Genomic DNA, 23,819 nt, shown 5'->3' with positions numbered 1-23,819 from the left:
ACTACCCCCGTCATAAGTTTCACAACTTCATGAAGAATGTACTCCCTTCCGTTCGCGATAAGCGCGCGTCTTTACGCGATTCCCGCACCCGGCCGTCGAGCACCAACGGCCGTTGCGTGGCTTGCTCCTGTCGTAGAACACCCAGCCGCAGTCCGGGGCGGCACAGGTCTTCATCCGGGCCCAGCTGCCGTCGGCCGAGGTCAGCACCACGGTCGCGAGCAGTTCGGCGAGGCTGCCGGTGACTCCTTCCTGGTAGGAGGCCAGTTGTAGGCGTCCGTCGGCGTGCAGGGGTAGTTCCTTGCCTGCGCGTTCGAGGTCGCGCGCGGCCTCTTCGCTCGGTTCGCCGGTGCGGTTGACCGTCGCCGCCCCGCGGAGCGCCGCGCGCAGCAGTTCGGCCAGCTCCAGTTCGGCCGCCGTGAACCCGCCTCGCTCGCGGAGCCATTCCGGCAGCCGATCGTCCGGCGTGCGCCCGCCGAACGTTCGCTCGTCGACCGTGTTCACGAAGTCGTACACCGGCACCAACCGCTCTGGGACGCGGTGGAACTCGGTGGCTTCGACCTCCCAATCCCATGCCATCGCAACACCACCTAACGGCTTTACTGTATCATGGACACCGGCAAAGCTGTTTGGTGGTGTCCAGCAGGGAGAATGATGAAGAACGCGGTGGTGACCGGGGCGAGCAGGGGGATCGGGCTCGCGGTGGTGCGGGAGCTGGTGGCGGCGGGGTACCGCGTCGTCGCGGGCGCGCGCACGGTGAGTGCGGAGCTGAAGGCGGCGACCCCGCTGACGTCCCCCGTCGATCTCACGTCGCCGGAGGGGCCCGATCGGCTCATCCGGCACGCGCTGGCCGAGCTGGGCGGGGTGGACCTGCTGGTCAACAACGTCGGCGGCGGAGGCACCCGGCCGGGCGGGTTTCTCAGCGTCACCGACGAGGACTGGCGGCGGACGCTGGATCTCACGCTCTACAGCACCATCCGCGCCACCAGGGCCGCGCTGCCGAGCATCCTCGAACGGCGGGGGCAGGTGGTGAACATCGGCTCGGTGAACGCGCGCCTTCCCGGCGTCGCCGTGCTCGACTACTCGGCGGCGAAGGCGGCGCTGGTCAACCTGGGCAAGTCGCTCGCCGAGGAGTTCGGCCCGCGCGGGGTCCGGATCAACACGATCTCCCCTGGCCCGGTCCGCACCGAGGTCTGGACCGCGCCGGGGTCGGTGGGGGATCACCTCGCGGCTCAGGCCGGGGTGCCGATCGGTGAGCTCGTCGAACGGATGCCGGAGCTGATGGGCTCGTCCACCGGCCGGTTCACCGAGCCGGCGGAGGTCGGCGCGCTGGTGGTGTTCCTGGCCTCCGGGAAGGCGCCGAACATCAGCGGTTCGGACCTCGTGATCGATGGAGGGATGGTGAAGACGGTCTAGGAATCCTTTGTGGACGGATCGGGTCCCGGTGGATCGACGAGAGGGGAGGACGTCGTGGACGCGTAGTCATGGGCGTAGGTCTTGGCGTCCAGCAGGTGCTTCAGGGTGAGCTCGCGGGCCGCCGCGGGGTCGGAGCGGCGGACGGCGTCGAGAATGGCGCGGTGCTCGTCGACGGCCTTGCGGATCTGCCCCGGCAGGCGCAGGGCGGCGCGGCGTTCCTCGCCGACCAGGGAGAGGACGGACCGCAGCAGGTCGGCGACATCGTCGTTGCCCGCGTTCCCGGCGATGACGCGGTGGAACTCGGCGTCGGTGGCGATCACGCGGAGCATGTCCCCGTCGGCGGCGGCCTGTTCCATCTCGGCGACGTTGTCCTCCAGCTTGCTCACGACGCGCGGCGTGTGCTGGCGGGCGAGCCGCTCGGCGAGGGTCGGTTCGACCGTGGCACGCAGGTCGAACAGCTTCTCGACGAGCTGCTCGTGCTCGGAGAACCAGCCACGCAGCGGCCTGCCGCCGGAGCCCTCCTGCTCCCGGACGTAGGTGCCCGAACCGGCGCGGATCTGGACGTACCCGATGGAGTCGAGGACACGTAACGCCTGCCGGAGCGAGCCACGGCTGATCCCGAGCTGTTCGCACAGCACCCGTTCGGCCGGGAGCCGGGAACCGGGTGCGAGCTGCCCGGAGTCGATCATGGCGCGCAGATGGTCGACGGTCGCGCTCCAGACCTGTTCCGGGCGTGCTTCGGGCACGCTGGGCTCACCGGGTTCGACCACGGCCCCATCCTGTCAGGTCGTGGGCGCTCCCGGGAGGACACGGCCCGGCACCGCGGCGCGCGGCCCGTGGGTGGGTCCGGCGCACCGGTACTGGTTGACTTCGACCATGCCGGCGACCTTCAAGGACCTCGCGCTCGACGCCGTCGATCACCAGCGGTTGGCGGACTGGTGGTGCGCCGCCCTCGGCTACGTCCGGCGGGACTCGCGCACCGGTGACGCACGTCCGGCGGACTGGCCCGTGCCGATCGTGGACCCGGCCGGGAAGGGGCCGCTCATCTGGATCAACCCGGTGCCCGAACGCAAGGTCGTGAAGAACCGCATGCACCTGGACGTCTTCGGTGACACCGGGGAGCTGATCGCCGCCGGGGCGACCCTGGTCAGGGCGCGGGACGGCGAGATCGAGTGGGACGTGGTCGCGGATCCGGAGGGCAACGAGTTCTGCGTGTTCGAGCGGACGCGCCGCCCATGAGTGTCTGACCAGACACATCTCCATCGCGTCAGCCGATCACCGTGCTTAGGGTGCCCGACGTGAGCGCTTCATGACGTGGTGGCACGCGGTGATCATCGTGATAGCGGGTGTCTGGGCGGGCACCATCAACGCGGTCGTCGGGTCCGGGACGCTGGTGACGTTCCCGGTCCTGGTCGCGCTGGGATATCCACCGGTGACGGCCACGACGTCGAACGCGATCGGCCTCGCGCCGGGCACGGTCAGCGGCGCGATCGGCTACCGGCACGAGCTCGTCGGGTACTGGCCGCAGGTCGCCCGCTTCGCCGTCGCGTCGTTCCTCGGCGCGATCGGCGGGACAATCCTGCTGCTGTCGCTGCCCAAGGACGCGTTCGAGACCGTCGTGCCCGTCCTGGTCGGGCTCGCCGTGGTGCTGGTGATCATCCAGCCGCGGGTGGCGAAGTGGGTCACCAAACGGCGCGAGGCCAACGGCACCGAGCACAAGCCGGGGCCGCTGCTGATGTTCCTGCTGTTCCTGATCGGCATCTACGGTGGCTACTTCACCGCGGCGCAGGGCGTGATGATGATGGCGGTCATGGGCATGCTGCTGTCGGAACCGTTGCAGCGGCTCAACGGCGTGAAGAACTCGCTCTCCGCCGTCGTGAACATCGTCGCCGGGGTGATCTACGCCTTCACCGCGCCGGTCAGCTGGCCGGTGGTCGGGCTCCTGGCCGTCGGTTCGACCATCGGCGGCCAGCTGGGTGCGAAGATCGGCCGCAGGCTCTCGCCGACGGTCCTGCGCGGGGTGATCGTCGTCGTCGGGGTCGCCGCGGTGATCCAGCTGCTGATCAAGTAGCGGGCCCGGTGCCACCCCGGCGGTGCCGGGCAACCGCCGGGGGCAGCGGGGCCGCGCGTTACCGGAGGAACTCGCGGGCGGCCTCGAGGAAGAGGTCGTTCTCCTCGCGCGTGCCGATCGTGACGCGGACACCGTCGCCCTGGAACGGACGCACGATCAGCTTCCGGTCCATGAGGTACTCGGCGAACGCCGCCGCCCGGTCACCCAGGGGGAGCCAGACGAAGTTCGCCTGCGTGGGCGGCACCTCGTAGCCCGCTTCGAGCAGGGCCGCGTGGACCCGCTCCCGCTCGCCGACGATTTCGCGGCAGCGCGTCAGCAACTCGTCGGCCGCGTCCAGCGACGCGATGGCGGCGACCTGCGCGAGCATGTTGACCGAGAACGCCACATACACCTGCCGCAGCGCGTCCGCGATCGGCTCGGGCGCCACCGCGTAACCGACCCGCAGGCCCGCCAGTCCGTACGCCTTCGAGAACGTGCGCAGCACCGTGACGTTGTCGCGGGTGCGGGTGAACTCGATCCCGTCCGGCACCTCGCGGTCGGTCACGAACTCCCGGTACGCCTCGTCGAGCGCGACGAGCACGTGCCCGGGGACCGCGTCGAGGAAGCGCTCCAGCTCCGCCCGCCGCACCGTCGTCCCGGTCGGGTTGTTCGGGTTGCAGACGAAGATCAGCCGCGTCCTCGGCGTGATGGCGGCGAGCATCGCGTCCAGGTCCAGCCCGTGCCCCGCCGTCAGCGGCACCCGCACGCCGACCGCGTTCGCGACCTGGGTGACGATCGGGTACGCCTCGAACGAACGCCACCCGAAGATGACCTCGTCACCGGGCGCGCACACGGCCTGGACCAGCTGCTGGCACAGCGAAACCGAGCCGCAGCCGACCGCGATCCGCTCGACCGGAACCGCCAGGTCGGCGGCGAGCCGGTCACGCAGCGCCTGCGAACCGGTGTCGGGGTAGCGGTTGATCCCCGTCGCCGCTTCGGCGAGCGCCTTGGCCACACTGGGCAGCGCGCCACCGGGCACTTCGTTGCTCGCCAGTTTGATCGCGCCTTGGATCGTCCGGCCGGGAACGTACTTCGGCAACGATTCGAGATCGGCTCGCGGTGCGACGGTCGACATCTTCGGTGCTCCTCGGTTCAGGCGGGACAACACAATCACCGTATCTTTTCGACGGCCGCTCTCGCGAGCACTTGGACGCGCGGGTGCCCGTGGGTGGCCCGCCACACTGTGTTCCCCCGTTCACCTGGAGGTGCTTGAGTGGCGGCATGACCACGACCAGCACGGTGGAACACCCGCGCGCGGACGGCAGCGCCCTGCACCTGACCTTCGCCCAGCCCGTGGGCGCGGTACGCGGTGGCCTGGTGGTGCTGCACGAAGCGGACGGTGTGACCGACGGTGTCCGGCTCCTGCTGCTGAGCCTCGCGGGTGAGGGCTGGCTCACCGTCACCCCGCATCTCGACGGTGACGACCTCACCCAGCAGGACCTGCTCGACGCCACCGACGCGACGCTCGCCTGGCTTGGCGACCGCGGGGTGCAGGCGGATCTCATCGGTGTCGTCGGGTTCGACCTCGGTGGCACCGCGGCGCTCGTGGTCGCGTCCCACCGCAGGCTGGGCGCGGCGGTGAGCGTCGGCGGCCAGCGGGTCGCGGAGCTGCCCACGCTGGTGGAGATCGCCGGACGCCTCACCAGCCCGTGGCTCGGCATGTACGGCGACGCCGGAGACGAAGCGGGCGGAGCCGAGGTCGAACAGCTTCGGGAGGCCGCCGCGTCGGCCGGTGTCGTCACCAACGTCGTCCACTACCCCGGTGCCCATCACCGTTTCGACGCCGATCCCGCGGCCGCCGCGGAAGCCTGGCAGCGCACCCTCGACTGGTTCGACGCGCACCTGCGCTGACCGGAACCGGACCGGTTTCGTGCTGTGACCGAGGACCTGGTTGGTGCGGTTAGCGAGAGTTAACATCGCGGGGTGACGTACACCGCAGACGCCCCCGAAGTGCTCTGGCGCCCTGAGCCGAGCCACGTGTCCGACACCAAGATCGACGCCTTCCGCCAGTGGCTGCGCGCCGAACGCGACGTCGAGGTGGACGACTACTCCTCCCTGTGGGAGTTCTCCACCCAGCGGGTACCGGAGTTCTGGTCCGCCGTCACCGAGTTCCTCGGCGTGCGCTGGCATGACCGGCCGGGTGCGGTCCTGTCCGGCACGATGCCGTCGGCGAAGTGGTTCGAGGGCGGCACGCTCAACTACGCCGAGCACGCGCTCAGCCCCGGCGTCGCGGGCGCGGCGAAGGATGACGACGAACTCGCGGTGATCTTCCACCGGGAGGACGGCGTCGCCGAACAGCTGACCTACGGCGTACTGCGGGCGAAGGTGGCCGCCGCCAGGGCGGCGTTGCGCGAGCTCGGGGTCGGCAAGGGCGACCGGGTGGTCGCGCTCGCGCCCAACTGCCCGCAGACGCTCGTCGCGTTCCTCGCCGCGGCGAGCCTCGGCGCGATCTGGTCGTCCTGCTCCCCGGACTTCGGTGTCCGCGCGACCGTCGACCGGTTCGCCCAGATCGAGCCGAAGGTCATGGTCGCGGTCAACGGCTACGTCTACAACGGACGTTCCTTCGACGTCCGGACCACCGTGACCGAGCTGCGGGAACGGATCCCGGGGCTCACCGCGACCGTGCTCGTCGACTACGTCGGCGAGGGCGGGCTCGACGGCACCCTCGACTGGGACGCGCTGCTCGCGGAGCACGCGGACGCGGAGCTGGCGTTCGAACCGGTCGAGTTCGGGCATCCGCTGTGGGTGCTCTACTCCTCCGGTACGACCGGCCTGCCCAAGGGCATCGTGCACGGCCACGGCGGGATCGTCCTTGAGCACCTGAAGGCGCTCGCGCTGCAGAGCGACCTCGGGCCGGGCGACCGGTTCTTCTGGTTCACCACCACCGGCTGGATGATGTGGAACCTCCTCGTCTCCGGGCTGCTGGTCGGCACCACCATCGTGCTGTTCGACGGCAGCCCCGGCCATCCGGACCTGAACGTGCTGTGGCACCTGGCCGAGCAGCACCGGGTGACCTACTTCGGCACCTCGGCGCCGTTCATCCAGAGCTGTCTCAAAGCCGGGATCCGGCCGGCGGCCCGCTACGATCTGACCGCGCTGCGCGTGCTCGGGTCCACGGGCGCTCCGCTGAGCACCGAGGGGTTCCGCTGGATCGTCGACGAGGTCGGCCGGGGCGTGCAGATCTGTTCGGTGTCCGGCGGTACCGACCTGTGCGCGGCGTTCGTCGCCGGTGCCCCCGACGTTCCGGTGTGGCTCGGCGAACTGTCGTGCCGGGCACTCGGCGCCGCGGTGTCGGCGTTCGACGAGGCGGGCAAGCCTGTCGTCGAAGAGGTCGGCGAGCTGGTGATCACCGAGCCGATGCCGTCGATGCCGGTGTTCTTCTGGAACGATTCCGACGGCTCGCGGCTGCGCGAGGCCTACTTCGACATGTACCCCGGGCTCTGGCGGCACGGCGACTGGATCCGGATCACCGGGCGCGGCTCGGCGGTGATCTACGGCCGGAGTGACTCGACTCTCAACCGCGGCGGGGTCCGCATGGGCACCGCGGAGTTCTATCGTGTGGTCGAGGGGTTCGACCAGGTCGTCGACTCGCTGGTCGTGGACACCTCGGCCGCCGGGAACGAGGACGGACAGCTGCTCTGCTTCCTCGTGCTCGCCAAGGACGCGGAGCTGACCGACGTCGAGCCGGCGCTGCGCAGGGAACTGCGCGGCGCGCTCTCCCCGCGGCATGTACCCGATCGGTTCGTCGTGGTGGCGGAGGTGCCGCGCACACTGAACGGTAAAAAGTGTGAGGTACCGGTGAAGAAGATCCTCTCCGGGGTGGCCCCGGAGCGGGCCGTGAGCAGGGACGCGCTGGCGAATCCGGCGGCGTTGACGCCGTTCGTGGAGCTGGCCAAGGGGTAAACGGGGGAAGCATGGTGGCACGCACGGTGTTGCAGGCGTGGTGACGGGGACTCGCGCACACAACACCTGGCAGCTGGCGGGCGCCACGTCGGTAGCGGTGATCACCTGGGTGACCCGGATCGTCGGGCTGCTGGCGATCGTGTCGGTGGTCATCCCGGCCGGTCGGCGGAGCCTGCGCGGTCACCTGGCCGAATGGCTGGAACTACCGCAGGAGGCGACGGTGGCCGCGGCCACCGTCGCGCTGGTCTCCGGGGTGCTGCTGGTGATGCTGGCGGCCGGGCTGCGCAGGCGGAAGCGCCGTGCGTGGCAGCTCGCGGTCGGGGGTTCGGTGCTGCTGACCGCGGCGCATCTCGGGCTGCGGCACGTCCTCGGCGCCGGGATCGTGTCGGTGATCCTGCTCACCGGCCTGCTCGCCACCCGCCGGTACTTCATCGCGAAACCGGACCCGGTGGTCGGGCGGTGGCGTGCCGTGCGGGTCTTCCTGCAGCTGAACCTCGCCGGGTTCGTCATCAACCTGGTGCTGCTGTCGGTCGCCTCGGACACGGTGCTGGAACCGCTTTCCTTCGGCGACCGGATCCAGCAGTCGGTGCTGGCGCTGTTCGGCGCGAGCGGTCCGGCGGAGTTCCACGCCATGTGGCTGGAGGACCTGTCCGCGGCCATCGGCCTGCTGTGCGGGATCGGCGCCGTCCTGGTCGCGGCCTACTTCCTGCTGCGCTCGGCCGAACCGGCACCCCGGCTGTCCGACGACGAGGTCCGCCGCCTCGCGGACCTGCTCAAACACCACGGCGAGCGTGACTCGCTTGGCTACTTCGCGTTGCGGCGCGACAAGTTCGTGGTGTTCTCGAAGTCCGGGAAGGCCGCCGTCACCTACCGCGTGATCGCCGGGGTCGCGCTCTGCTCGGCTGATCCACTGGGCGACCACGAGGCCTGGCCGGGGGCGATCGAGGAGTACCTGGCGGTGTGCCGCCGGCACGCCTGGGTTCCCGCCGCGATGGGCACGTCCGAGCTGGGCGCCACCGTGTGGGCCCGGTTCGGGCTCGAGGTGCTCGAAATCGGCGACGAGGCCGTGGTCGACGTCGAGACCTTCACCCTCGACGGCCGGATCATGCGCGGCGTGCGGCAGGCGGCGTCGCGGACCAAGCGTGCCGGGTACAAGGTGCTGGTCCGGCGCGCCGAGGACCTGCGCGAGGGTGAGCTGGCCGAGCTGGAGACGCTCGCCGCGAACTGGCGGGGCACGGACACCGAACGCGGGTTCTCGATGGCGCTGGGGCGGATGGGGGACCGGGGCTCGGTGCTGGTGACGGCCGAACAGGGCGGCCGTGTCCGTGGCGTGCTGCAGTTCGTTCCCTGGGGCAGGCACGGGTTGTCGCTGGACGTCATGCGTCGCGACCGGACCGCCGACAACGGCGTCAACGAGCTGATGATCTCCGAGCTGCTGCTCGCCGTGCGGGGCAGCGGGATCCAGAGCGTGTCGCTGAACTTCGCCGCGTTCCGGGCGCTGATGGAGCAGGGGCAGCGCATCGGGGCCGGTCCCGTCGCGCGCCTGTCCGCGAAGGTCATCCACTTCTTCTCGAGGTGGATCCAGATCGAAAGCCTTTACCGCTTCAACGCCAAGTTCCAGCCTCGCTGGGCGCCCCGGTATCTGGTGTACCCCGCCGTCCGCGAACTGCCGAGGGTCGGCATCGCCGCCTTCGAGGCGGAGGGACTCGGCGGACGGTCTCCGCGCCTGCTCAGGTTGCTGCGCCGGGCGTAAGGGGGGTGCTGTTGGAGGCCCTCGGATGGGTGTGTAACCTATCTGAGCAGTGGTCACCGGGCCTGGGAGGCTTCGCCTAGTCTGGTCTATGGCGCCGCACTGCTAATGCGGTTGGGGGTAACCCCCCCTCCCGGGTTCAAATCCCGGAGCCTCCGCTGGTATCCGGTTCGCCGGATGCTAGATTGCACAACTGAACACGCGCCCGTAGCTCAGCTGGATAGAGCATCTGACTACGGATCAGAAGGTCAGGGGTTCGAATCCCTTCGGGCGCACGTCTGGTTGAGACAGTAAACGAGAAGACCGCCTGGCAACAGGCGGTCTTCTCTATTTCCGGCCCGAAAATGGGCCGAGTGGTACCTGTCACAGCGCTCGTCCGGTCCCGTGTGGACGGACGGCGGCGGCGATTCGCTTCGTCGCAACTCCCCGGGACTTCGCCGGGAGCGGGGACGGCGCCCTCGCCGTCCCCGCCTCGCGCCGGGTCACCAGGCCGGGTCGAACCGCATGCCCTTGTCGTAATAGTCGTCGTCGTTCACCGGCCGGGCTGCCGTCTTCTCCTCGACCGGACGGCCCACGCTGTCCGAGCGGTCCTTCAGGTACTCGTACTCGCTTTCGCGCTTGACCCGGTGCGGTGGCCGGTCGGTGCGGGGTGGTTCCTCGTCCGCCTGCAGCGTGGGCTCGAACCGCGACCGCCACCGCAGCCGGTCGGCCAGGTAGCCCGCGTTGCCCAGCGGGCGCAACAACTCGGCGCTGCGCTCGGCGGACTCTCGCTGCGCCTTCGTGTAGGTCCGCATCACGAGGTCGGCGATCTCGGCCTCCGACATCCCCGTGACCGCGTCCGAAAGCCGGAGCCGCGTCATGACCCCGTCGGTGTTGACCGACAGCGAGACCACGCCGCCGGGGGACGTCGCGTCCGCCGACAACGCGCCTAGCGCGGTCACCATGGCCTCGCGCTTTTCGTCCAGCTGACGAGCGGCTTCCCGCGCGGCCTCACTCACGCACGGATCCCGCGACGCTGCCGCCGCGGTTGCCGATCGTGCCGTCGGGCGCGATGTCGACGCCCGAGTCGCGGACCCGCTTCTCGGTCTGTCGCGAGGTGTTGCCGGTTTCGAAGTTGTCCGGGTCGAAGTGGTCGCCGGGGCTGACGTCCGGCGGCGGCGGGACGCTCGGCAGGTCCCGTGATTCGATCCCGATGTGCTGGGCGAGGTCTTCGGAGGTGTCGCCCATCCCCGAGCGGATCTTGTCGGCGTTTTCCATGAAGCTCGTGTAGATGTCCATCACGTTGTCGCCGCTGACCTCGGTGCTGTTGGCGACGACCTGGCTCAGCGCGGCGCCCGCGGCGTTCCCGGCGACCAGCGCGCCGTTCGCCGCGGTGAAGACGGCCCCGCCGGCGGCGGCGCCCGCCCCACCGGTGGCGACGGCGAGCAGACCGGTGACCGCGCCCGCGAAGGCGGCGGCCAGCACCTTGGATCCCGCGGCGTCGCTCTGCTGCGCCTTGTCCTTCTGGAACTTCTTCGCCGTTTCCTTGAAGGCCGAGCCGAGGTTCGACAGGTCCTGTCGTGCCGTCGCGATGGCTTCCCTGGCCGCGACCACGTCGCTCTCCAGCACGGTGATCTTGGTTTCCACCCGTGCGTAGGTTTCCGACAGGTCGTTGATGTAGGACTTGACGGCGTTGGCCGCCTCGCCCCGCCAGTACTCCATCCGTTTCTCGGCTTGGTCGAGCTTCGTCTTGGAGTCCTCCTGGAGCGTCTTCCAGATCTTGTCGATCTGGTTGATCATCTCCTGCAGGCCTTCGGTCGACTCGCGATCGATGTCGGCGTCGGAGAACTCGCGGTACACGCCCGCGACATCCTCCCGCATCTTGCCCCAGTCGTACCCCTGCATCGCGAAGAAGTCCGAGTAGCGCAGGTACTCGATGGCGTCCAGCGCGTCGTTCGCGCCGTCGACCAGGTCGGCCGAGATGCCTTCGAGCAACTGGGTCCGGTCGTCGTCCTGCCCGGAGGTCGTTTCCGCGTCGAGCGCGCCGAAGTAGCCGTCCACGTTCGTCCCCCTCAGTTCTCGTCCAGTTGCGCGGCAGCCCGGTGCACGCGCGTTTTCGCGTCCTGATCGGCTTTCTCGTACAGGTCGGCGACCGTCCTCAGCGCGTGGCTGGTGTCGAGTGTGGTCTCGTGCAGCCTCTTGACCAGGTCTTCGATCAGCCGCAGGTGTTCGTTGTACGCCTTGGCCACCGCCGGCATGCCCAGCGTCCGCCCGAAGGCGTTGTAGGTGGGCAGCAGGCCCGCGACGTCCAGGATCCCGCCCGTGCCGGACGAGGTGGGGACGTCGTGGCCCGCCAAGGCGGTCGCGGCCGCCGACGCGGCGTCCGCGGCCGCACCGAGGTCCTTGCTCGCGTCCCTGAGATCCTGCAGGTCCGTCTCGAATCCGATCATGGGCCACCTCGTCGTTCAGCCGGTTGAGCGTCCGGGCATCGTATGCGTCGGCCGCTGGGCGGGATGAGCGGTTCGTGGAGATCGGCGGGACGGCTGTGGGTCAGATCACCGGCGGACTTCGTTGGAACAGCGCGGACTCCGCCGCTACTGAGTCCACAAAGGACTAGAAATGGCCTGGCGGTTACGCGGGGGCCAGCCTGCCGAAGCGGGCCTGTGTCGCGTCGGCCGCGCCGCCCCAGACGAGCTCGGTGACGGCCGCGACGGCCACGGGCACCGCCGCCGCGACCCCGGGGCTCAGCCCGACGCCGCCGGTGGTGCGAGCCGGTTCGCAGCAGATGATCAGCACGCGTCCGGCATCGCCGCCCAGCAGCCGGAGCAGCCGGAACACGGCGTCGCGCGGCAGCCCGTGCGCGTCGGCCGCCGCGGACGCGGACAGGCCTTCGGGGCCGGCGTCGATCAGGGAAAGGGAACCGGGCGCCCGTCCGTGCGGAGTGGCGTCGAGCAGGATCGTCGTGTCGTATCCACCGAGCAGGTCGGCCAGGTGCGTGCCGCTGATCCCGTAGTCCGCGATCTGCACCCAGTTGGGCAGATCCGCCCCGGCGAGTGCGGTGAGCACTTCCAGGCCGAACCCGTCGTCGCCGAGAAACACGTTGCCGATAGCCGCGACCAGTACGCGTGGCCTCATCCCATCGCCTCCCGGTGGATCTGTCCGGTGAACCGATGTCGTGCCGGTGGGATCCAGCTTCACGGTAGATCTGTGAGACGCATCACACAATAGCCCTGCCGGGGCGGTGCCGATCAATAACGGTCACTGTCCGTTCGCGCGTTGTCGGCCCTGGTCAGCCAGGCTTTCGCCGCGGCGTCGGCGCCGCGCGTCTCCAGCAGCCGCGCCAGGCTGAGCATGCCCTGGACGTCTCCGGATTCGGCCGCCGACTGGAACCACTTCTCGGCCCGCGCGACGTCGCCCCCGGCCTCGGCCAGGTGCCCCAGGCTGGTCAGCGCGGGTACGCTGCCGCGCTCGGCCGCCCGGCGATACCAGCCGGCGGCGGCGCGGTCGTCGCCGCGATGGCGGGCGAGGACGCCGAGGTTCGTCAAGGCCACCGCGTCCCCCTGCTCGACGGCCTCGAGGTACCAGACCTCGGCTTCCCCGAGGTCGCCGCGCCGGTGCAGCAGCAGGCCCAGCCGGACCATCGCCTCCACGTGGTGGTCCTCGGCGCCACGGCGGTACCAGTCCTCGGCCTCCGCCGGCCGCCCGGACCGTTCCGCCTGGCGGCCGAGCAGGCACGTCGCCGCCGGCTCCCCGCCGTCCAGCGCGCGACGCCACCAGCGGGCCGCCTCGGCGGTGCGGCCCTGATCGTTCAGGAGGATGCCCAGGTCGAGCATCGCGCCGGTGTGCTCGGCCTCCGCCGCCGAGCGGCACCATTCGCCCGCTTCCCCGGGGTGGCCGCGGGCGAGCAGGAGATGCCCCAGCGCGGCCATGGCGTCGAAGTCACCGGCGTCGGCCGCCGAACGCCACCAGCGTTCGGCGGAGTCGAGTTCGTGTCGTCGTTCGTGGGCGAGCCCGAGGTGCAGCATTCCGTGCGGGTCACCGGCCATCGCGGACTCGTGGTACCAGCGCTCGGCCTCGTCGTGGTCGCCGCGTTCGGCCAGCAGGTGGGCGAGCGTGGTCATCGAGACACGGTCGCCGCCCGCGGCCGCTCTGCGGTACCAGACCTCCGACTCGGCGAGCTCGCCCTCCTCGCGCAGCATCGCGGCGAGGCCCGCCATGGCCAGCACGTTGCCCCGCTCCGCGGCTTTGCGGTGTACGTAGGTGTCGAAGCGCTTGTTCCATTTCCGGAGCCGGTCGGGCATCGGCATCGCTCCCTCCTGGACCTGTTCGGTAGTCGGGAAATCGGCCCCTGGTGTGACACCCGATTGCCCGGTGGTCTCGGTCACGTTCGCGCCAGCTCGTCGTGTCGACGCGTTTTCTGCGGATCGCGGCGGCATACTCGCCGGTCCCGGCCCGTGAGTGAAAGGACCCGGTGGTGGCTTCTCGGACCTGGAAGCCGTCGATGACCCAGCGGATCCTGCTGGTCGTCGCCGCGCTGGTGGTCGCGCTCGTGGCGTTCTGGGTGTCGGGCCGCGGCGTCGGCGCCGAAACCCCGTCGTCGGCGCCCCCGGCGGCCGGCGCGGGTGACGCGCGGAAGCAGCTGTCCGAACTCACCGTGGCGCAGCGCGGCACGATGGACGGCTACGACCGGAAGAAGTTCCCGCACTGGGACGGCCACGGCAACAACTGCAACACGCGGGAGCTGGTGCTCAAGCGGGCGGGCAAGGACGTCAAGGCCGGATCCGACTGCAATCCGACCGCGGGCACCTGGGTGAGCGTCTACGACGGCGAGACCTGGACCAAGCCCGGCGATCTCGACATCGACCACATGGTGCCGCTGGCACAGGCGTGGGTCAGCGGCGCCAAGTCGTGGACGACCGAGAAGCGCGAGCAGTTCGCGAACGACCTGGATCGCCCACAGCTGTTCGCGGTCACCAACAGCGTCAACCGCGAGAAGAGCGACAAGGCTCCCGACCAGTGGAAGCCGCCTCTCGTGTCGTTCTGGTGCACCTACGCGACGGACTGGATCGTGGTGAAACACCACTACGGCCTGACCGTCACCACCGGCGAGAAGTCGGCGCTCGAGGACATGCTGCGCCGCTGCTGACCGGTGTCGTTGCCGGGCGGGCCTCGTGTGCGGCAGGGTGAGCCGCGAACCTGGGGAAGGAGCGGCATGACGACGTTCGTGCTGATTCACGGTGGCGGGAGCAGCGGCTGGGACTGGCATCTGGTCGCCGCCGAACTGCGCGGGCGCGGACACGACGTCGTGACACCGGACCTGCCGATCGAGGACCCGTCGGCCGGGCTGAACGACTTCACGAACGCCGTGCTGGCCGCGCTCGGTGACCGGCCCGACCCGGTGGTCGTCGGCCACTCCTACGGCGGGATGACCGCGCCCCTGGTGTGCGCGAAGGTGTCCGCGCGACTGCTCGTGTTCCTCGCCGCGATGGTTCCCGCGCCCGGGGAGAAACCCGGCGACTGGTGGGCGAACACCGGGTACGTGGGGCCGGAGGGCCTCAGCCAGGCCGAGACCTTCTTCGGCGGTGTTCCCGAACCACTCGTCGCGGAGTGCGTGGCGCACGGCCGTCCGCAGGTCAGCGCCGAAGGGGAGGAACCATGGCCGCTCGACGCGCTGCCCGACGTCCCGACGAGGGCGTTGCTGTGCCGGGACGACCGGTTCTTCCCGCCCGAGTTCCTGCGCCGCGTCACCCGCGAACGCCTCGGCGTCGAACCCGACGAGATCGAGGGCTCCCACATGGTCCTGCTCAGCCGCCCGAAGGAACTCGCGGACCGGCTGGAGAGCTACCTCGGCGAGTGAGCGCTCGCGGGCGGACAACCGGGGCGTGCCGCGGTCGACGCGCGGTTCCCAGCGCGGAACGCCCCGTGCCCGTGCTCAGGTCACCAGCGATCGAGGTGCAGTGACTTCGACAGCGGTTCGCGCGCGGCGGGCTTGAACGAGTCACCGGTGTAGAACGCGGTCGGGATGAGCGCGGCCTGGTGCACGTTCGGCGGGAGGTCGAGGACTTCCGCGGCCTCCTTCTCGTAGGTCAGGTGCAGGGTGGTCCACGCGGTCCCGAGGCCGAGCGACCGCGCGGCGAGCATGTAGCTCCACACCGCGGGCAGCAGGGACGCCCACAGCGGCGCCTGGTTTCCCGCGGGCAGCTCGCCTTCGCCAGCCTCGATACAGGGCACGAGCAGCACCGGGACCTGGCCCATCCGCTCCGCCAGGTACTCGGCGCTGTCTCCGACGCGCTGCTGCACCTTCGACCGTTCCGGATCGTCCGCGTACTGCTTGCCGGCGAACTGCTGGGAAGCCCGGTACTTCTCGAAGCCTCGCCGGTACAGCTCGCCCAGCGCGGCCCGCTGGTCCGGGTCGGTCACGACCAGCCAGTGCCAGCGCTGGATGTTGCCGCCCGCCGGCGCCTGGAGCGCGGCGGTCAGCGCCTGCTCGACCAGCTCCAGCGGAACCGCGCGTCCGAGATCCAGCCGCTTGCGCACGGTACGGGTCGTCGTCAGAAGCTCTTCAGGGGTCATGGCGCCATCTTGCCGATCATCGGCCCGCTGTCCGCCATGCGGACGCGAAGCGCGCCGCCGTGGTCCTCGGTCGGCCAGGATCACGGCCCTAGGATCATCGGAATGGGTGAACCCCTGACCTCGGAAGGGCTGGGAACGCGGCTGCGGCATGTGCTCGACCTGCTCGACGGCGATGTCGCGAAGTTTCTCGACGACCTCGGGCTGACGGACTACCGCCCGCGCTACAGCCCGATCGTGCACGCGCTGGTCGCCCACGGCACTCTGGCCATCCGCGACCTGGCCAGGGAAACCGGTGTCACACACTCCGCCGCGAGCCAGACCGTGGCGCAGATGAACCGCGCCGGGCTCCTCACCCTCGCGCCCGGCGCCGATGCCCGCGAGCGCCTCGTGTCACTGACCGGCAAGGCCAGGGACCTGGTGCCGCTGCTGGACGCCGCGTGGGCGGCGACCAGCGAGGCGGCCACGCGGCTCGAAGCCGAACTGCCCTACTCGCTGGGGGAACTGCTCGCCGCGATCGTCGACGCGCTGGAGGGCCGGTCGTTTCGCGAGAGGATCGGGGACACCGAGCGGGCGAAGGCCCTGCTTCGGACGGTGCGGGCCGCTGAGCGTCAGGGGCCGTGAACGGGGAGCAGGAACACAGCCCAGACGATCTTCCCACCGGGGCGGCGTTCGTACCCCCAATCCTCGGCGAGGGCGTGCACCAGCTGGAGGCCCCGGCTGCGCGCCACCTTCGGAGACGGCTCCTTCAGCCGAGGCACTCCGGTGCCGGAGTCGAACACCCGCAGCGTCAACCGCGTGCCGGTGCACTGCACTTCGAGCAGGTCCGGGTGCTCGCCGTGCTCGAAGGCGTTGGTCACCAGCTCGGATGTGGCGAGCAGCACATCGTCCATGGCCTGACCGTGGACGCCGAGACCGGCCAATACGTTCCGGACCGTGTGCCGGGCGAGGGCCGGAGCGGTCACGTCGGCCGGGAGGCGAAGCGACACGACGGCGGTCGAGACGGGCCCGGCGGCGGGCAGCCGTGACGTCGTCATCGTTCCCACACCTCCCAGCGGGTCTCGTGCTCGCCCGCCAAGTACCCATCGCGAGCGGCGTTCAATCAGATGTCGTCGGTGATATCCGTTTCGTTCAGCCGTGAGCGGAGCTTCTTCAGTGTGGCCGCCAGCAGCCGGGAAACCTGCATCTGGGACACCCCGACACGGCGGGCGATATCCGATTGGCTCATTCCCGACCCGAAGCGCAGTGCGACGATTTTGCGCTCCCGCTCCGCCAGCCCGTCCAGCAGGGGGCGCAACGCCTCCCGTAGCTCGGCCTGGCCGAGATTGGCGTCCGGGGCGCCGAAGCGGGTGTGTGCCGAGTTCTCGAGCAGGTTGTCGAGCGAAGCGCCGTAGCGTCCCTGGCCCGCGCGGAGCCCCTCGTAGACGTCCTCCATCGACACACCGAGGTGCGTGGCGATCTCGCTGGGACGTGGCGCCCGCGACAACTGGATCGTGAGCTCTTCCCTGGCCGCGGAGATGCTCGCGCTCAGCTCCTTGAGCCGCCGGGGGACGCGTACCGACCAGCTGTTGTCGCGGAAGTGGTGACGAAGCTCACCGGAGATCGTCGGTACCGCGAAGGCCAGGAAGTCGGTGCCCTGGGTCGGGTCGAAGCGATCCACGGCGTGGATCAACCCGATCGTCGCGATCTGGATGAGGTCGTCCATCGCCTCGTCGCGGTTGCGGAACTTGCGGGCGAGGTTGCGCGCGAGCTCGAGGTGGGCACGGACCAGACGGTCGCGGATCGCTTCGCGCTCCGAATCCTCGGCCGGCAACTCGGCCAGTTTGGTGAACAGCGGCGTGACGTCGAGTTCGGTTCCCTCGACCGGATCGGTCACGGGCGGGCCGCCGCACTCTCCCGGACCAGCCGCACGCTGGAGCGATATCCGCCGTCGACAGGGGTGACGGACCGGTGCGCCGACGTCGCGAGGGCGGTGAGCAGCTGCCAGGACAGCCCGTTCGCCTCACCCTGTTCGGGTGATTCGGCCAACACCGAGACGGCTACCTCGATCCGCCCGTCGGACCAGGAGAACACACAGGTCAGCCGCCCGTCGTTGGCGAAGGGCAGCAGCAGCGAACAGGCTTCGTCGACGGCCATCCGGAGGTCTTCGACCGCGTCGAGGTCGAAGTCCTGGCGCATCGCGATGTCGGCCACCACCGTCCGCAGCGTGGGGACGACGTGCGGGATCGCGGCGGTACGCACCTCGATGACCTGCGCGTTTTCGTGGTCGAGCGGGGCGTATTCCTCCACGTGTCTTCCTCTCTCCGGCTCGCGCTGGTGGCAGCAGATGTCCGGGGATGCCCCGGACACCGAATGCCCGTGCTCTGAGCAAACCAAACCCGCGTTTGATTCGGAGCACCGGCGGGCATGTACCGAGCGAGGAGTTGATCCTGGGAAAGGCGGGGACGACATGGCTGACGTGAGCCGGCTGCCCAACGTGGTCGCGGAAGAGTGGGAGTGGCAGCTGCGCGGTTCCTGCCGGGGGGCTGACAGCAGCCTCTTCTTTCATACCGACAATGAGCGCGGATCGGCACGCGAACGGCGGGAATCGCGTGCCAAGGCGATCTGCCACACCTGCCCCGTACTGGCTCAGTGCCGGCAACACGCGATGGCCGTGCAGGAGCCGTACGGGATCTGGGGCGGGCTCGGCGAGATCGAGCGGCGGGAACTTTTCCTGCGTGAACGCAGGGCGAAGCGGAAGGCTCTGAGTGCACGCTGACCACCGCTGAACAACCGTTCAACCGATCGCCGTGGCGCCGTTGTGCCCGAAAAGTATGGCGGGCCTCGTCAGGGCGGTCGCCTTCTGGGTTAGGGTTGGGTCTCCAGATGTCTGGGACCGTGACACGGTTGCCGCTTGAGACCACAGGCGCGTACCGGCGCAGTATCGGCGCCTGACGAGGAGAAACTGCATGCCCGCAGCCGAGCAGAACGCCACCCCGCCCGGGTTCGGTATCACCCTGGACACCGGAGCGTCCGAGCCTCGGGTGGTGGTCACCGGCGAGCTCGATCTGCTGACCAGCCCGCAACTGCAGGAAGCCCTGGCAGGGCTGATCGCGGAGAAGAGTTCGCGACGCGTGGTGGCCGATCTGACCGGGGTGACCTTCTTCGATTCCTCCGCGCTGAACGTGGTGCTGCACGCGCAACGTCAGGCCGGTGAGCACGACGTGGCGCTGGAGGTCGTCCCGAGCCCCGCGGTCAGCCGGGTGATCGAGCTCACTGGTGTCGCCGAACATCTGAGCGTGTCGGAGGAACCGCCCGGCTGAACCACCGATACGGTCTGGCGACCGATCGGCACGCGGGATTTCTGGGGGCAGCACGATGATGGGGCGCACGCACGCCCTGACCGGGTGGTGCGCCGGGCTCGCGCTCGCGCCCGCGGTCGGGGCTGGTTCGCTGCACCAGGCGGTGGTTTTCGGTGCTACCACAGCCGGTTTCGCGCTCCTGCCCGATCTTGACCATCCCGGCGCCAAGGCATCGCGGCTGCTGGGATGGCTCACGGGCATGATCTCGTGGTTGCTGCGCCGTGTTTCGGCCGCGACGTACGCGTTGACGAAGGGCCCGCGCGACGAGAACGTGACGGGGAAGCACCGGCACCTTTCGCACACGGTTCTGTTCGCGGTCGGGTTGGGCATGGCGACCGCGGCGGGTACCTCCGCCGGTGGACCGTGGGCTGTGTTCGGCGTGGTGGTGCTCGGCCTGCTGCTCGCGGAAGGCGCGCTCGGAGACTGGTTGTTGCCGGTGAGCGGCGCGGCCGTCGCCTGGTGGGTCTGGACCGCTCCGCCCGACCACGCCGCGCAGCTTCAGGAGATCTCGGGTTGGCTGGGGTTCGCGGTGGCGGCGGGATGCATCACCCACTGCCTGGGAGACGCGCTCACCGTGTCGGGCTGCCCGTTCCTCTTCCCACTCCCGATCGCGGGGGAAACCTGGTACGAGATCCGGCCGCCGCGCCCCTTGCGTTTCCGGACCGGGAAGAAGGTCGAGAAGCGACTGATCTTCCCGGTGTTCGCGGTCCTGGCGGTGCTGCTGGTGCCGGGCGTGTGGGACCAGACGACCGGCACCTTGCAACGGTTGTTCAGCCCGCCGACGACGCAGACGGCGACTCCCTGAACGCGGCGGCCCGTTCGGCCGACGCGGCGGTATCGATGTAGTCGCGGGAGTGCACGATTCGGCCGTCGCGCACGGTCAGAACCATCGCGTAGGAAGAGGTGAACCCGGCACCGTCCGCCAGAACTTCGTTGTGCAGGTCGAACTCGGCGATGATGACCGCGGGGTCGGTGGTTTCGTGCACTACTACATTCTCGGCCTTCGTCAGGCGCCGGACCTCGGCCGCGGCCTTGAACCTGGTGCGCAATGCCTCGCGGCCACGGGTCAGGCGCGGAACGCCTGGGACGGTGAACGGCAACTCGACGACGGTGTCCTCCGCGTACAGGTCCGCTAGGTCGTCCCAGCGGTTCTCGACGGAAGCGGCGAGGAACCTGTCGAACACTTGGCGAGCGTCGCTGGCGGGTTTGGCGCCAGAGCCCATCACTTTCGCTGCTCCAGCGTAGTTCGGATAGTCGCGATAGCTGGTGATCCGGCCGTCCACCACGGTCAGAACCCCGATCGACGACGGAAACCGGTACGGCGTCCCATCATCCACGGAGCTCCCCTCGGCGACGAGTTCGATGACGAAACCCGAGTCGGTGAGGTGCGTGGTGACCTGTACTTTTGCCAATCCCAGTTGCCGGGCACGCACGCCGCCGGCGGTCAGGGTCGCCATGATGGCGTCCCGTCCTTCGATTCGCTGCGGCGTGCCTGCTTCATTGAACGGGAACTCGTAGACGGCGTTCTCCGCGAACAACTCGGCCATCGGGGAGGCGTCGATCGATTCCATCCCCTGACGGACAAGCTGAGCGATTTCGGACACGGTTCGGGTCATCGGAAATTCTCCAGGGAAGCAGAGTGTTAAATCGGAACGGTGCACCCGCTTGCGACGATACGGAACGCCCGTTCCGGTTGTCAACGAGACCAGGAGGCCTCGATGGAGAAAGCTGTGCTGCGTGCCGACGCGCGGCGGAACCGCGCTCGCGTTCTCGCGGCCGCGGAGGAGGCGTTCGGTGCGGACGGCCTGGCTGTCCCGCTCGACGAGATCGCTCGCCTCGCTGGTGTCGGCGCGGGCACCGTGTACCGGCATTTCCCCAGCAAGGAAGCCCTCTTCCAGGCAGTGGTCCTTGAGCGCATCGAGCAGTTCGCGCAGGAGGCCCAAGCTCTGCAGGCCGCGGAGGACCCAGGCGAGGCCTTCTTCGACTACTTCCAGCGCGTCATCCGCCAGGCTTCGCTGAACCGCGCCATCTGCGAGGCGTTGGCCGAGTCGACAGGTCTCGGCTTCAAAGCCGACGCCGGCAATGACTTCCGGGCCGCGCTCGACGCATTGCTCGAGCGAGCGCAGGCAGTCGGCGCCGTACGCGCGGACATCGATGGTGACGACCTGCGCGCGCTCATCGTCGGTTGCCTTGCTGTGGAACGCTACTCGCCGGACAGCCGCCACTTGGTTCGTGTTGTCGTCGACGGCCTCCGGGTGACCGGGAACTGAAGTCCCGAACTGGGTTCAGCCCGTCGGTGCGCTGGCTGACCAAAGTGCTGCACCGTCGGGCCACGTCCCATCCTCCTGCTTCGGAGAACCTTCGGTATCCCTGCCTCAGGGACGCACGATGGTCGATTCGTCACAACTTGCACGCTCTGTAACAGAAGTTAAGATCAGAGCGAGTAGTCCTCATATCTACGCCGGGCGTAGTGAGGGGGTGCCGGATGTCCAGTCGGGCTCCTACCTGGGGATCTGTTGTGGTCGCCGGGTTGGCAGGTTTTGCCATCGGACTCTTGGTGGCGGCACTCCTCGTCGCGGCTCGATCTCCGAGTCGCCCGACGGGATTTACCGGGTCATCACCTCCCGCAGTCCTTCCCGCGCAGCAGCCGACGGTGACCGTCACAGGACCTTCGCCGCCGCCGGTGACAGTGACACATCAGGTCCAGCTTCCACCGAGGACGACCACGCGGCTCGTTGAGCTGACCGTGTCGCCGCCCAGTTCGTCGGCAGAAGCGGCAACCATGCCAGCACCGAGCACCTCGGCCGGGCCAAGGCGCCCAGGCGAATGGCGGTGGTGATCGGTGGCCTGACCGCCGGTGCAACTCCAGCAACGTTCCCTTCCAGCTGCCTTGAATGTGGAAGCTCGTTGGCTCAGCCGTTGACGTGGTCTTCGCCGTTGGCGGTGCACACTCGGCCGGTTCTGGTACTGCGCCGGAGGTCTCCGCGCTGTCGTCGAAACAAGTTGGCCGGGGCAGTGCGTCACGGCGCAGGTCGGACTGACCCAGTCGGCTAGTTCGGTTTCGACGAGTTGTGAACGAACGGACCCTTCCAGCGTCTGCTCCGCCCGAGGTGTGTCCGCGGTGATCGTCACGGATTCGCGGAGGTGCCCGGACTTCCTGCTCGGCAGGTCCACGTCACCGTGACATTTGATGACAGCCGTCCGCGCAGTCTTGATGCCACCCCTGTGCCGCTCCGTCCTCGGGGACCTGGTTGCGGTGCCGTCGGACCGCAGGCGCAACTGGTCATCGACGCGGACCGCGAGGTTCGCTCCCGCTGACGCGCGGTCGAGGAGCTCACGCTGCGGCTTGGAGTTGATGTGCGGTGTTGTGAAGAGGCCGTTGTTCCGGATCCAGCCAAGCAGGCGGGATGAACGCGATACGGCCGTCCACCAGACGCACCTCCCACTCGGTGTGGTGTAGCTCGCGCTCGTGCTCCTCACATACGAGCGCCAGGTTGACCAGATCCGTAGATCCTCCGTCCAGCCAATGGACGATGAAGTGGGGACGACACCATTTCGCAGGGCGTTGACACCCTGGCCGAGTACAACCCTTGTCGCGTAAGGCCAATGCCGTACGTTGGGCCGTCGTCACCAGTTGCGTGCCTCGGCCGAGATCAAGCACCTCGGCGTTGGATCCCAGCACTGCGGGAACCACCTTCACGTCACCGCAGCAAATCCGGCGAAGCTGGGCAGGAGTAGTGTGCCCGACGCCCCGGGTAAAAGTTGCTCCTGCTCGCTTTTCCAGCTCTGCCAACGGGATTGTCACAGCCACGGTGTGCTCGCTCTGCGGCTGTTGTGACTCGGTGACCCGTACAGCGAGGGCCAGGGCCTCGGCGAGTGCGTCACCTTCTCGTTCGGAGCGGCCGCGCCCATCGGCCCGCCCGAACTCGTCTCGCTGCCTTGGTCGAGCCAGCTGCTGGAAGATCAGTTCGACGCGCGCGGAGGTTTCGCGATCGAACATGCCGGAGAACCTCATGCGGCCGTCAAGAAGCCGGTGTGAACGGAAAGCTCGGCGTGGCCTCGCGAGGTCGGTTTCGGTGTCGTCGGCAGGCCGGCTGTCGACCGACCAGTAGCCGGCCAGCCCATGCCCGGCCTTGCGAACGGTCGTCGGAGTCGCCTGTTCGGCCAGTTCCACCAAGGTTGTCACGGCTTCGACCAGATCGGTTTCGGCGATCGTTGTCGGCGCTTTCGACAGAACATAATGGATCGCACGAACGTGCGCCGAGGTTATTCGGCCCTGGGCAAGGGCGAGCTCGACCGCGACCTGACGTCTTCTGGCAAGTCCTACGCGTGTTCTGGCTTCGGCCACCGAAATGTGACTGATCGCAGTCAGCAGTGCAGTGGTGCTTCGATACCCCTTGGTAGCAGCCAGCTTTCTGTTTTCCGCTTCGCGGACCAAGGTGAGGTTGTTCGCGTACTCGCGCGCCATCGTGGCTTCGGAAGCAGTCAGCGCAGCTACCAGCTCGTCATCGCTGAGCTGGTTCGAAGGGGAAGAGGAGGTAGTGGACACGCTCTGAAGGTACGGCGGGCGCCAGATTGAGATCGACTACACGATCGAGTGAGGCGACGGGTAGGAAGCACAATAACGTGCTCTGAGCTGGGGATGCATCTGAAAGGTGGTGGTCAATTCTTACCGCTCGTGATTTGTCAAGCTTGCATTACTTGGTGAAGAACTGTTCCGATAGGGCATCCTGAGAGCCAGGGAGGCGCCCTG

Annotated in this window: 27 protein-coding genes and 2 tRNA genes; 15 read left to right on the top strand and 14 right to left on the bottom strand. The window is 69.0% G+C overall.

All coding sequences use genetic code 11. The annotated features are described in order from the left end of the window. Positions 1-27: 27 nt before the first annotated feature. Complete coding sequence (locus ABD987_RS25000) at positions 28-576, bottom strand: CGNR zinc finger domain-containing protein (protein ID WP_345398336.1); 549 nt, start codon at positions 574-576, stop codon at positions 28-30. A gap of 75 nt (positions 577-651) precedes the next feature. On the opposite strand from ABD987_RS25000, the gene ABD987_RS24995 reads away from it, so the two are divergent. After that, complete coding sequence (locus ABD987_RS24995; RefSeq protein WP_345398333.1) at positions 652-1,413, top strand: SDR family NAD(P)-dependent oxidoreductase; 762 nt, start codon at positions 652-654, stop codon at positions 1,411-1,413. Here the strand turns inward: ABD987_RS24995 and ABD987_RS24990 are convergent. Next, entirely contained in the window at positions 1,410-2,183 is a 774-nt protein-coding gene (locus ABD987_RS24990; protein ID WP_345398330.1) for a FadR/GntR family transcriptional regulator, read from the bottom strand. The two genes, ABD987_RS24995 and ABD987_RS24990, sit on opposite strands and share 4 nt — an antisense overlap. 106 nt (positions 2,184-2,289) lie before the next feature. Between ABD987_RS24990 and ABD987_RS24985 the strand changes: the two genes are divergently transcribed. After that, a complete protein-coding gene (locus ABD987_RS24985) occupies positions 2,290-2,652 on the top strand; it encodes a VOC family protein (protein WP_345398327.1) in 363 nt (120 codons plus the stop codon). Between the two features lie 70 nt (positions 2,653-2,722). Further along, positions 2,723-3,484, top strand: coding sequence for a sulfite exporter TauE/SafE family protein (locus tag ABD987_RS24980; protein WP_345398324.1), 762 nt, complete (start codon positions 2,723-2,725; stop codon positions 3,482-3,484). Positions 3,485-3,542: 58 nt separating this feature from the next. Here ABD987_RS24980 and hisC read toward each other — a convergent pair whose 3' ends face one another. Then, positions 3,543-4,598, bottom strand: coding sequence for a histidinol-phosphate transaminase (gene hisC, locus ABD987_RS24975; protein ID WP_345398321.1), 1,056 nt, complete (start codon positions 4,596-4,598; stop codon positions 3,543-3,545). Between the two features lie 146 nt (positions 4,599-4,744). On the opposite strand from hisC, the gene ABD987_RS24970 reads away from it, so the two are divergent. From ABD987_RS24970 to ABD987_RS24950, 5 genes are all read left to right on the top strand, one after another. Beyond that, entirely contained in the window at positions 4,745-5,374 is a 630-nt protein-coding gene (locus ABD987_RS24970) for a dienelactone hydrolase family protein (RefSeq protein WP_345398318.1), read from the top strand. Between the two features lie 72 nt (positions 5,375-5,446). After that, on the top strand, positions 5,447-7,426 hold the full coding sequence (locus ABD987_RS24965) for an acetoacetate--CoA ligase (RefSeq protein WP_345398315.1): 1,980 nt from the start codon (positions 5,447-5,449) through the stop codon (positions 7,424-7,426). Positions 7,427-7,463: 37 nt separating this feature from the next. Beyond that, positions 7,464-9,179: a phosphatidylglycerol lysyltransferase domain-containing protein gene (locus ABD987_RS24960; RefSeq protein WP_345398312.1), complete on the top strand. Its 1,716-nt coding sequence runs from the start codon at positions 7,464-7,466 to the stop codon at positions 9,177-9,179. A gap of 65 nt (positions 9,180-9,244) precedes the next feature. Further along, positions 9,245-9,334: transfer RNA gene (locus ABD987_RS24955), tRNA-Ser, on the top strand. Positions 9,335-9,377: 43 nt separating this feature from the next. Beyond that, positions 9,378-9,451: transfer RNA gene (locus ABD987_RS24950), tRNA-Arg, on the top strand. A gap of 207 nt (positions 9,452-9,658) precedes the next feature. Here the strand turns inward: ABD987_RS24950 and ABD987_RS24945 are convergent. From ABD987_RS24945 to ABD987_RS24925, 5 genes are all read right to left on the bottom strand, one after another. Next, complete coding sequence (locus ABD987_RS24945) at positions 9,659-10,174, bottom strand: YbaB/EbfC family nucleoid-associated protein (RefSeq protein ID WP_345398309.1); 516 nt, start codon at positions 10,172-10,174, stop codon at positions 9,659-9,661. Continuing rightward, positions 10,167-11,216, bottom strand: coding sequence for a hypothetical protein (locus tag ABD987_RS24940; protein ID WP_345398306.1), 1,050 nt, complete (start codon positions 11,214-11,216; stop codon positions 10,167-10,169). The genes ABD987_RS24945 and ABD987_RS24940 overlap by 8 nt, the downstream gene beginning before the upstream one ends. Before the next feature lie 11 nt (positions 11,217-11,227). Beyond that, positions 11,228-11,605, bottom strand: coding sequence for a hypothetical protein (locus ABD987_RS24935; protein WP_345398303.1), 378 nt, complete (start codon positions 11,603-11,605; stop codon positions 11,228-11,230). A gap of 181 nt (positions 11,606-11,786) precedes the next feature. Then, positions 11,787-12,290 (bottom strand): hydrogenase maturation protease, encoded by a 504-nt coding sequence (locus tag ABD987_RS24930; protein WP_345398300.1) that lies wholly within the window; start codon positions 12,288-12,290, stop codon positions 11,787-11,789. 113 nt (positions 12,291-12,403) lie between these two features. Next, a complete protein-coding gene (locus ABD987_RS24925) occupies positions 12,404-13,456 on the bottom strand; it encodes an SEL1-like repeat protein (protein WP_345398297.1) in 1,053 nt (350 codons plus the stop codon). A 173-nt stretch (positions 13,457-13,629) separates the two neighbouring features. Here ABD987_RS24925 and ABD987_RS24920 point away from each other — a divergent pair, with 173 nt between their 5' ends. Next, a complete protein-coding gene (locus ABD987_RS24920; protein WP_345398294.1) occupies positions 13,630-14,301 on the top strand; it encodes an HNH endonuclease family protein in 672 nt (223 codons plus the stop codon). Between the two features lie 66 nt (positions 14,302-14,367). Then, a complete protein-coding gene (locus ABD987_RS24915) occupies positions 14,368-15,012 on the top strand; it encodes an alpha/beta fold hydrolase (protein ID WP_345398291.1) in 645 nt (214 codons plus the stop codon). Between the two features lie 80 nt (positions 15,013-15,092). Here the strand turns inward: ABD987_RS24915 and ABD987_RS24910 are convergent, their stop codons facing one another. Further along, positions 15,093-15,728 (bottom strand): nitroreductase family protein, encoded by a 636-nt coding sequence (locus ABD987_RS24910; protein WP_345398288.1) that lies wholly within the window; start codon positions 15,726-15,728, stop codon positions 15,093-15,095. 102 nt (positions 15,729-15,830) lie between these two features. Between ABD987_RS24910 and ABD987_RS24905 the strand changes: the two genes are divergently transcribed. After that, positions 15,831-16,349, top strand: coding sequence for a MarR family winged helix-turn-helix transcriptional regulator (locus ABD987_RS24905; protein WP_345398285.1), 519 nt, complete (start codon positions 15,831-15,833; stop codon positions 16,347-16,349). Here ABD987_RS24905 and ABD987_RS24900 read toward each other — a convergent pair. From ABD987_RS24900 to ABD987_RS24890, 3 genes are all read right to left on the bottom strand, one after another. Then, entirely contained in the window at positions 16,337-16,762 is a 426-nt protein-coding gene (locus ABD987_RS24900) for an ATP-binding protein (protein ID WP_345398282.1), read from the bottom strand. The genes ABD987_RS24905 and ABD987_RS24900 overlap by 13 nt on opposite strands. 65 nt (positions 16,763-16,827) lie before the next feature. After that, positions 16,828-17,601: a SigB/SigF/SigG family RNA polymerase sigma factor gene (locus ABD987_RS24895; protein ID WP_345398278.1), complete on the bottom strand. Its 774-nt coding sequence runs from the start codon at positions 17,599-17,601 to the stop codon at positions 16,828-16,830. Then, on the bottom strand, positions 17,598-18,014 hold the full coding sequence (locus tag ABD987_RS24890) for an ATP-binding protein (protein ID WP_345398275.1): 417 nt from the start codon (positions 18,012-18,014) through the stop codon (positions 17,598-17,600). The genes ABD987_RS24895 and ABD987_RS24890 overlap by 4 nt, the downstream gene beginning before the upstream one ends. A gap of 160 nt (positions 18,015-18,174) precedes the next feature. Here ABD987_RS24890 and ABD987_RS24885 point away from each other — a divergent pair, with 160 nt between their 5' ends. The 3 genes from ABD987_RS24885 (at position 18,175) to ABD987_RS24875 (ending at position 19,871) form a co-directional block, all read left to right on the top strand. Next, positions 18,175-18,483: a WhiB family transcriptional regulator gene (locus tag ABD987_RS24885; protein ID WP_345398272.1), complete on the top strand. Its 309-nt coding sequence runs from the start codon at positions 18,175-18,177 to the stop codon at positions 18,481-18,483. 190 nt (positions 18,484-18,673) lie between these two features. Next, positions 18,674-19,027: an STAS domain-containing protein gene (locus tag ABD987_RS24880; protein ID WP_345398269.1), complete on the top strand. Its 354-nt coding sequence runs from the start codon at positions 18,674-18,676 to the stop codon at positions 19,025-19,027. 58 nt (positions 19,028-19,085) lie between these two features. Then, a complete protein-coding gene (locus ABD987_RS24875; RefSeq protein WP_345398829.1) occupies positions 19,086-19,871 on the top strand; it encodes a metal-dependent hydrolase in 786 nt (261 codons plus the stop codon). Here the strand turns inward: ABD987_RS24875 and ABD987_RS24870 are convergent. Further along, positions 19,837-20,682 (bottom strand): nuclear transport factor 2 family protein, encoded by an 846-nt coding sequence (locus ABD987_RS24870; protein ID WP_345398266.1) that lies wholly within the window; start codon positions 20,680-20,682, stop codon positions 19,837-19,839. The two genes, ABD987_RS24875 and ABD987_RS24870, sit on opposite strands and share 35 nt — an antisense overlap. 102 nt (positions 20,683-20,784) lie before the next feature. On the opposite strand from ABD987_RS24870, the gene ABD987_RS24865 reads away from it, so the two are divergent. Next, positions 20,785-21,336, top strand: a complete 552-nt coding sequence (locus tag ABD987_RS24865) for a TetR/AcrR family transcriptional regulator (protein ID WP_345398263.1) — start codon at positions 20,785-20,787, stop codon at positions 21,334-21,336. 1,064 nt (positions 21,337-22,400) lie between these two features. Here ABD987_RS24865 and ABD987_RS24860 read toward each other — a convergent pair. Further along, on the bottom strand, positions 22,401-23,615 hold the full coding sequence (locus tag ABD987_RS24860) for an HNH endonuclease signature motif containing protein (RefSeq protein WP_345398260.1): 1,215 nt from the start codon (positions 23,613-23,615) through the stop codon (positions 22,401-22,403). Between the last annotated feature and the right edge of the window lie 204 nt (positions 23,616-23,819).

It is taken from the genome of Amycolatopsis samaneae (assembly GCF_039541975.1).
GTDB classification, from domain to species: domain Bacteria; phylum Actinomycetota; class Actinomycetes; order Mycobacteriales; family Pseudonocardiaceae; genus Amycolatopsis; species Amycolatopsis samaneae.
The sequence above is the reverse complement of the archived record's forward strand: the minus strand, read 5'-3'. Positions and strand labels throughout refer to the sequence as shown.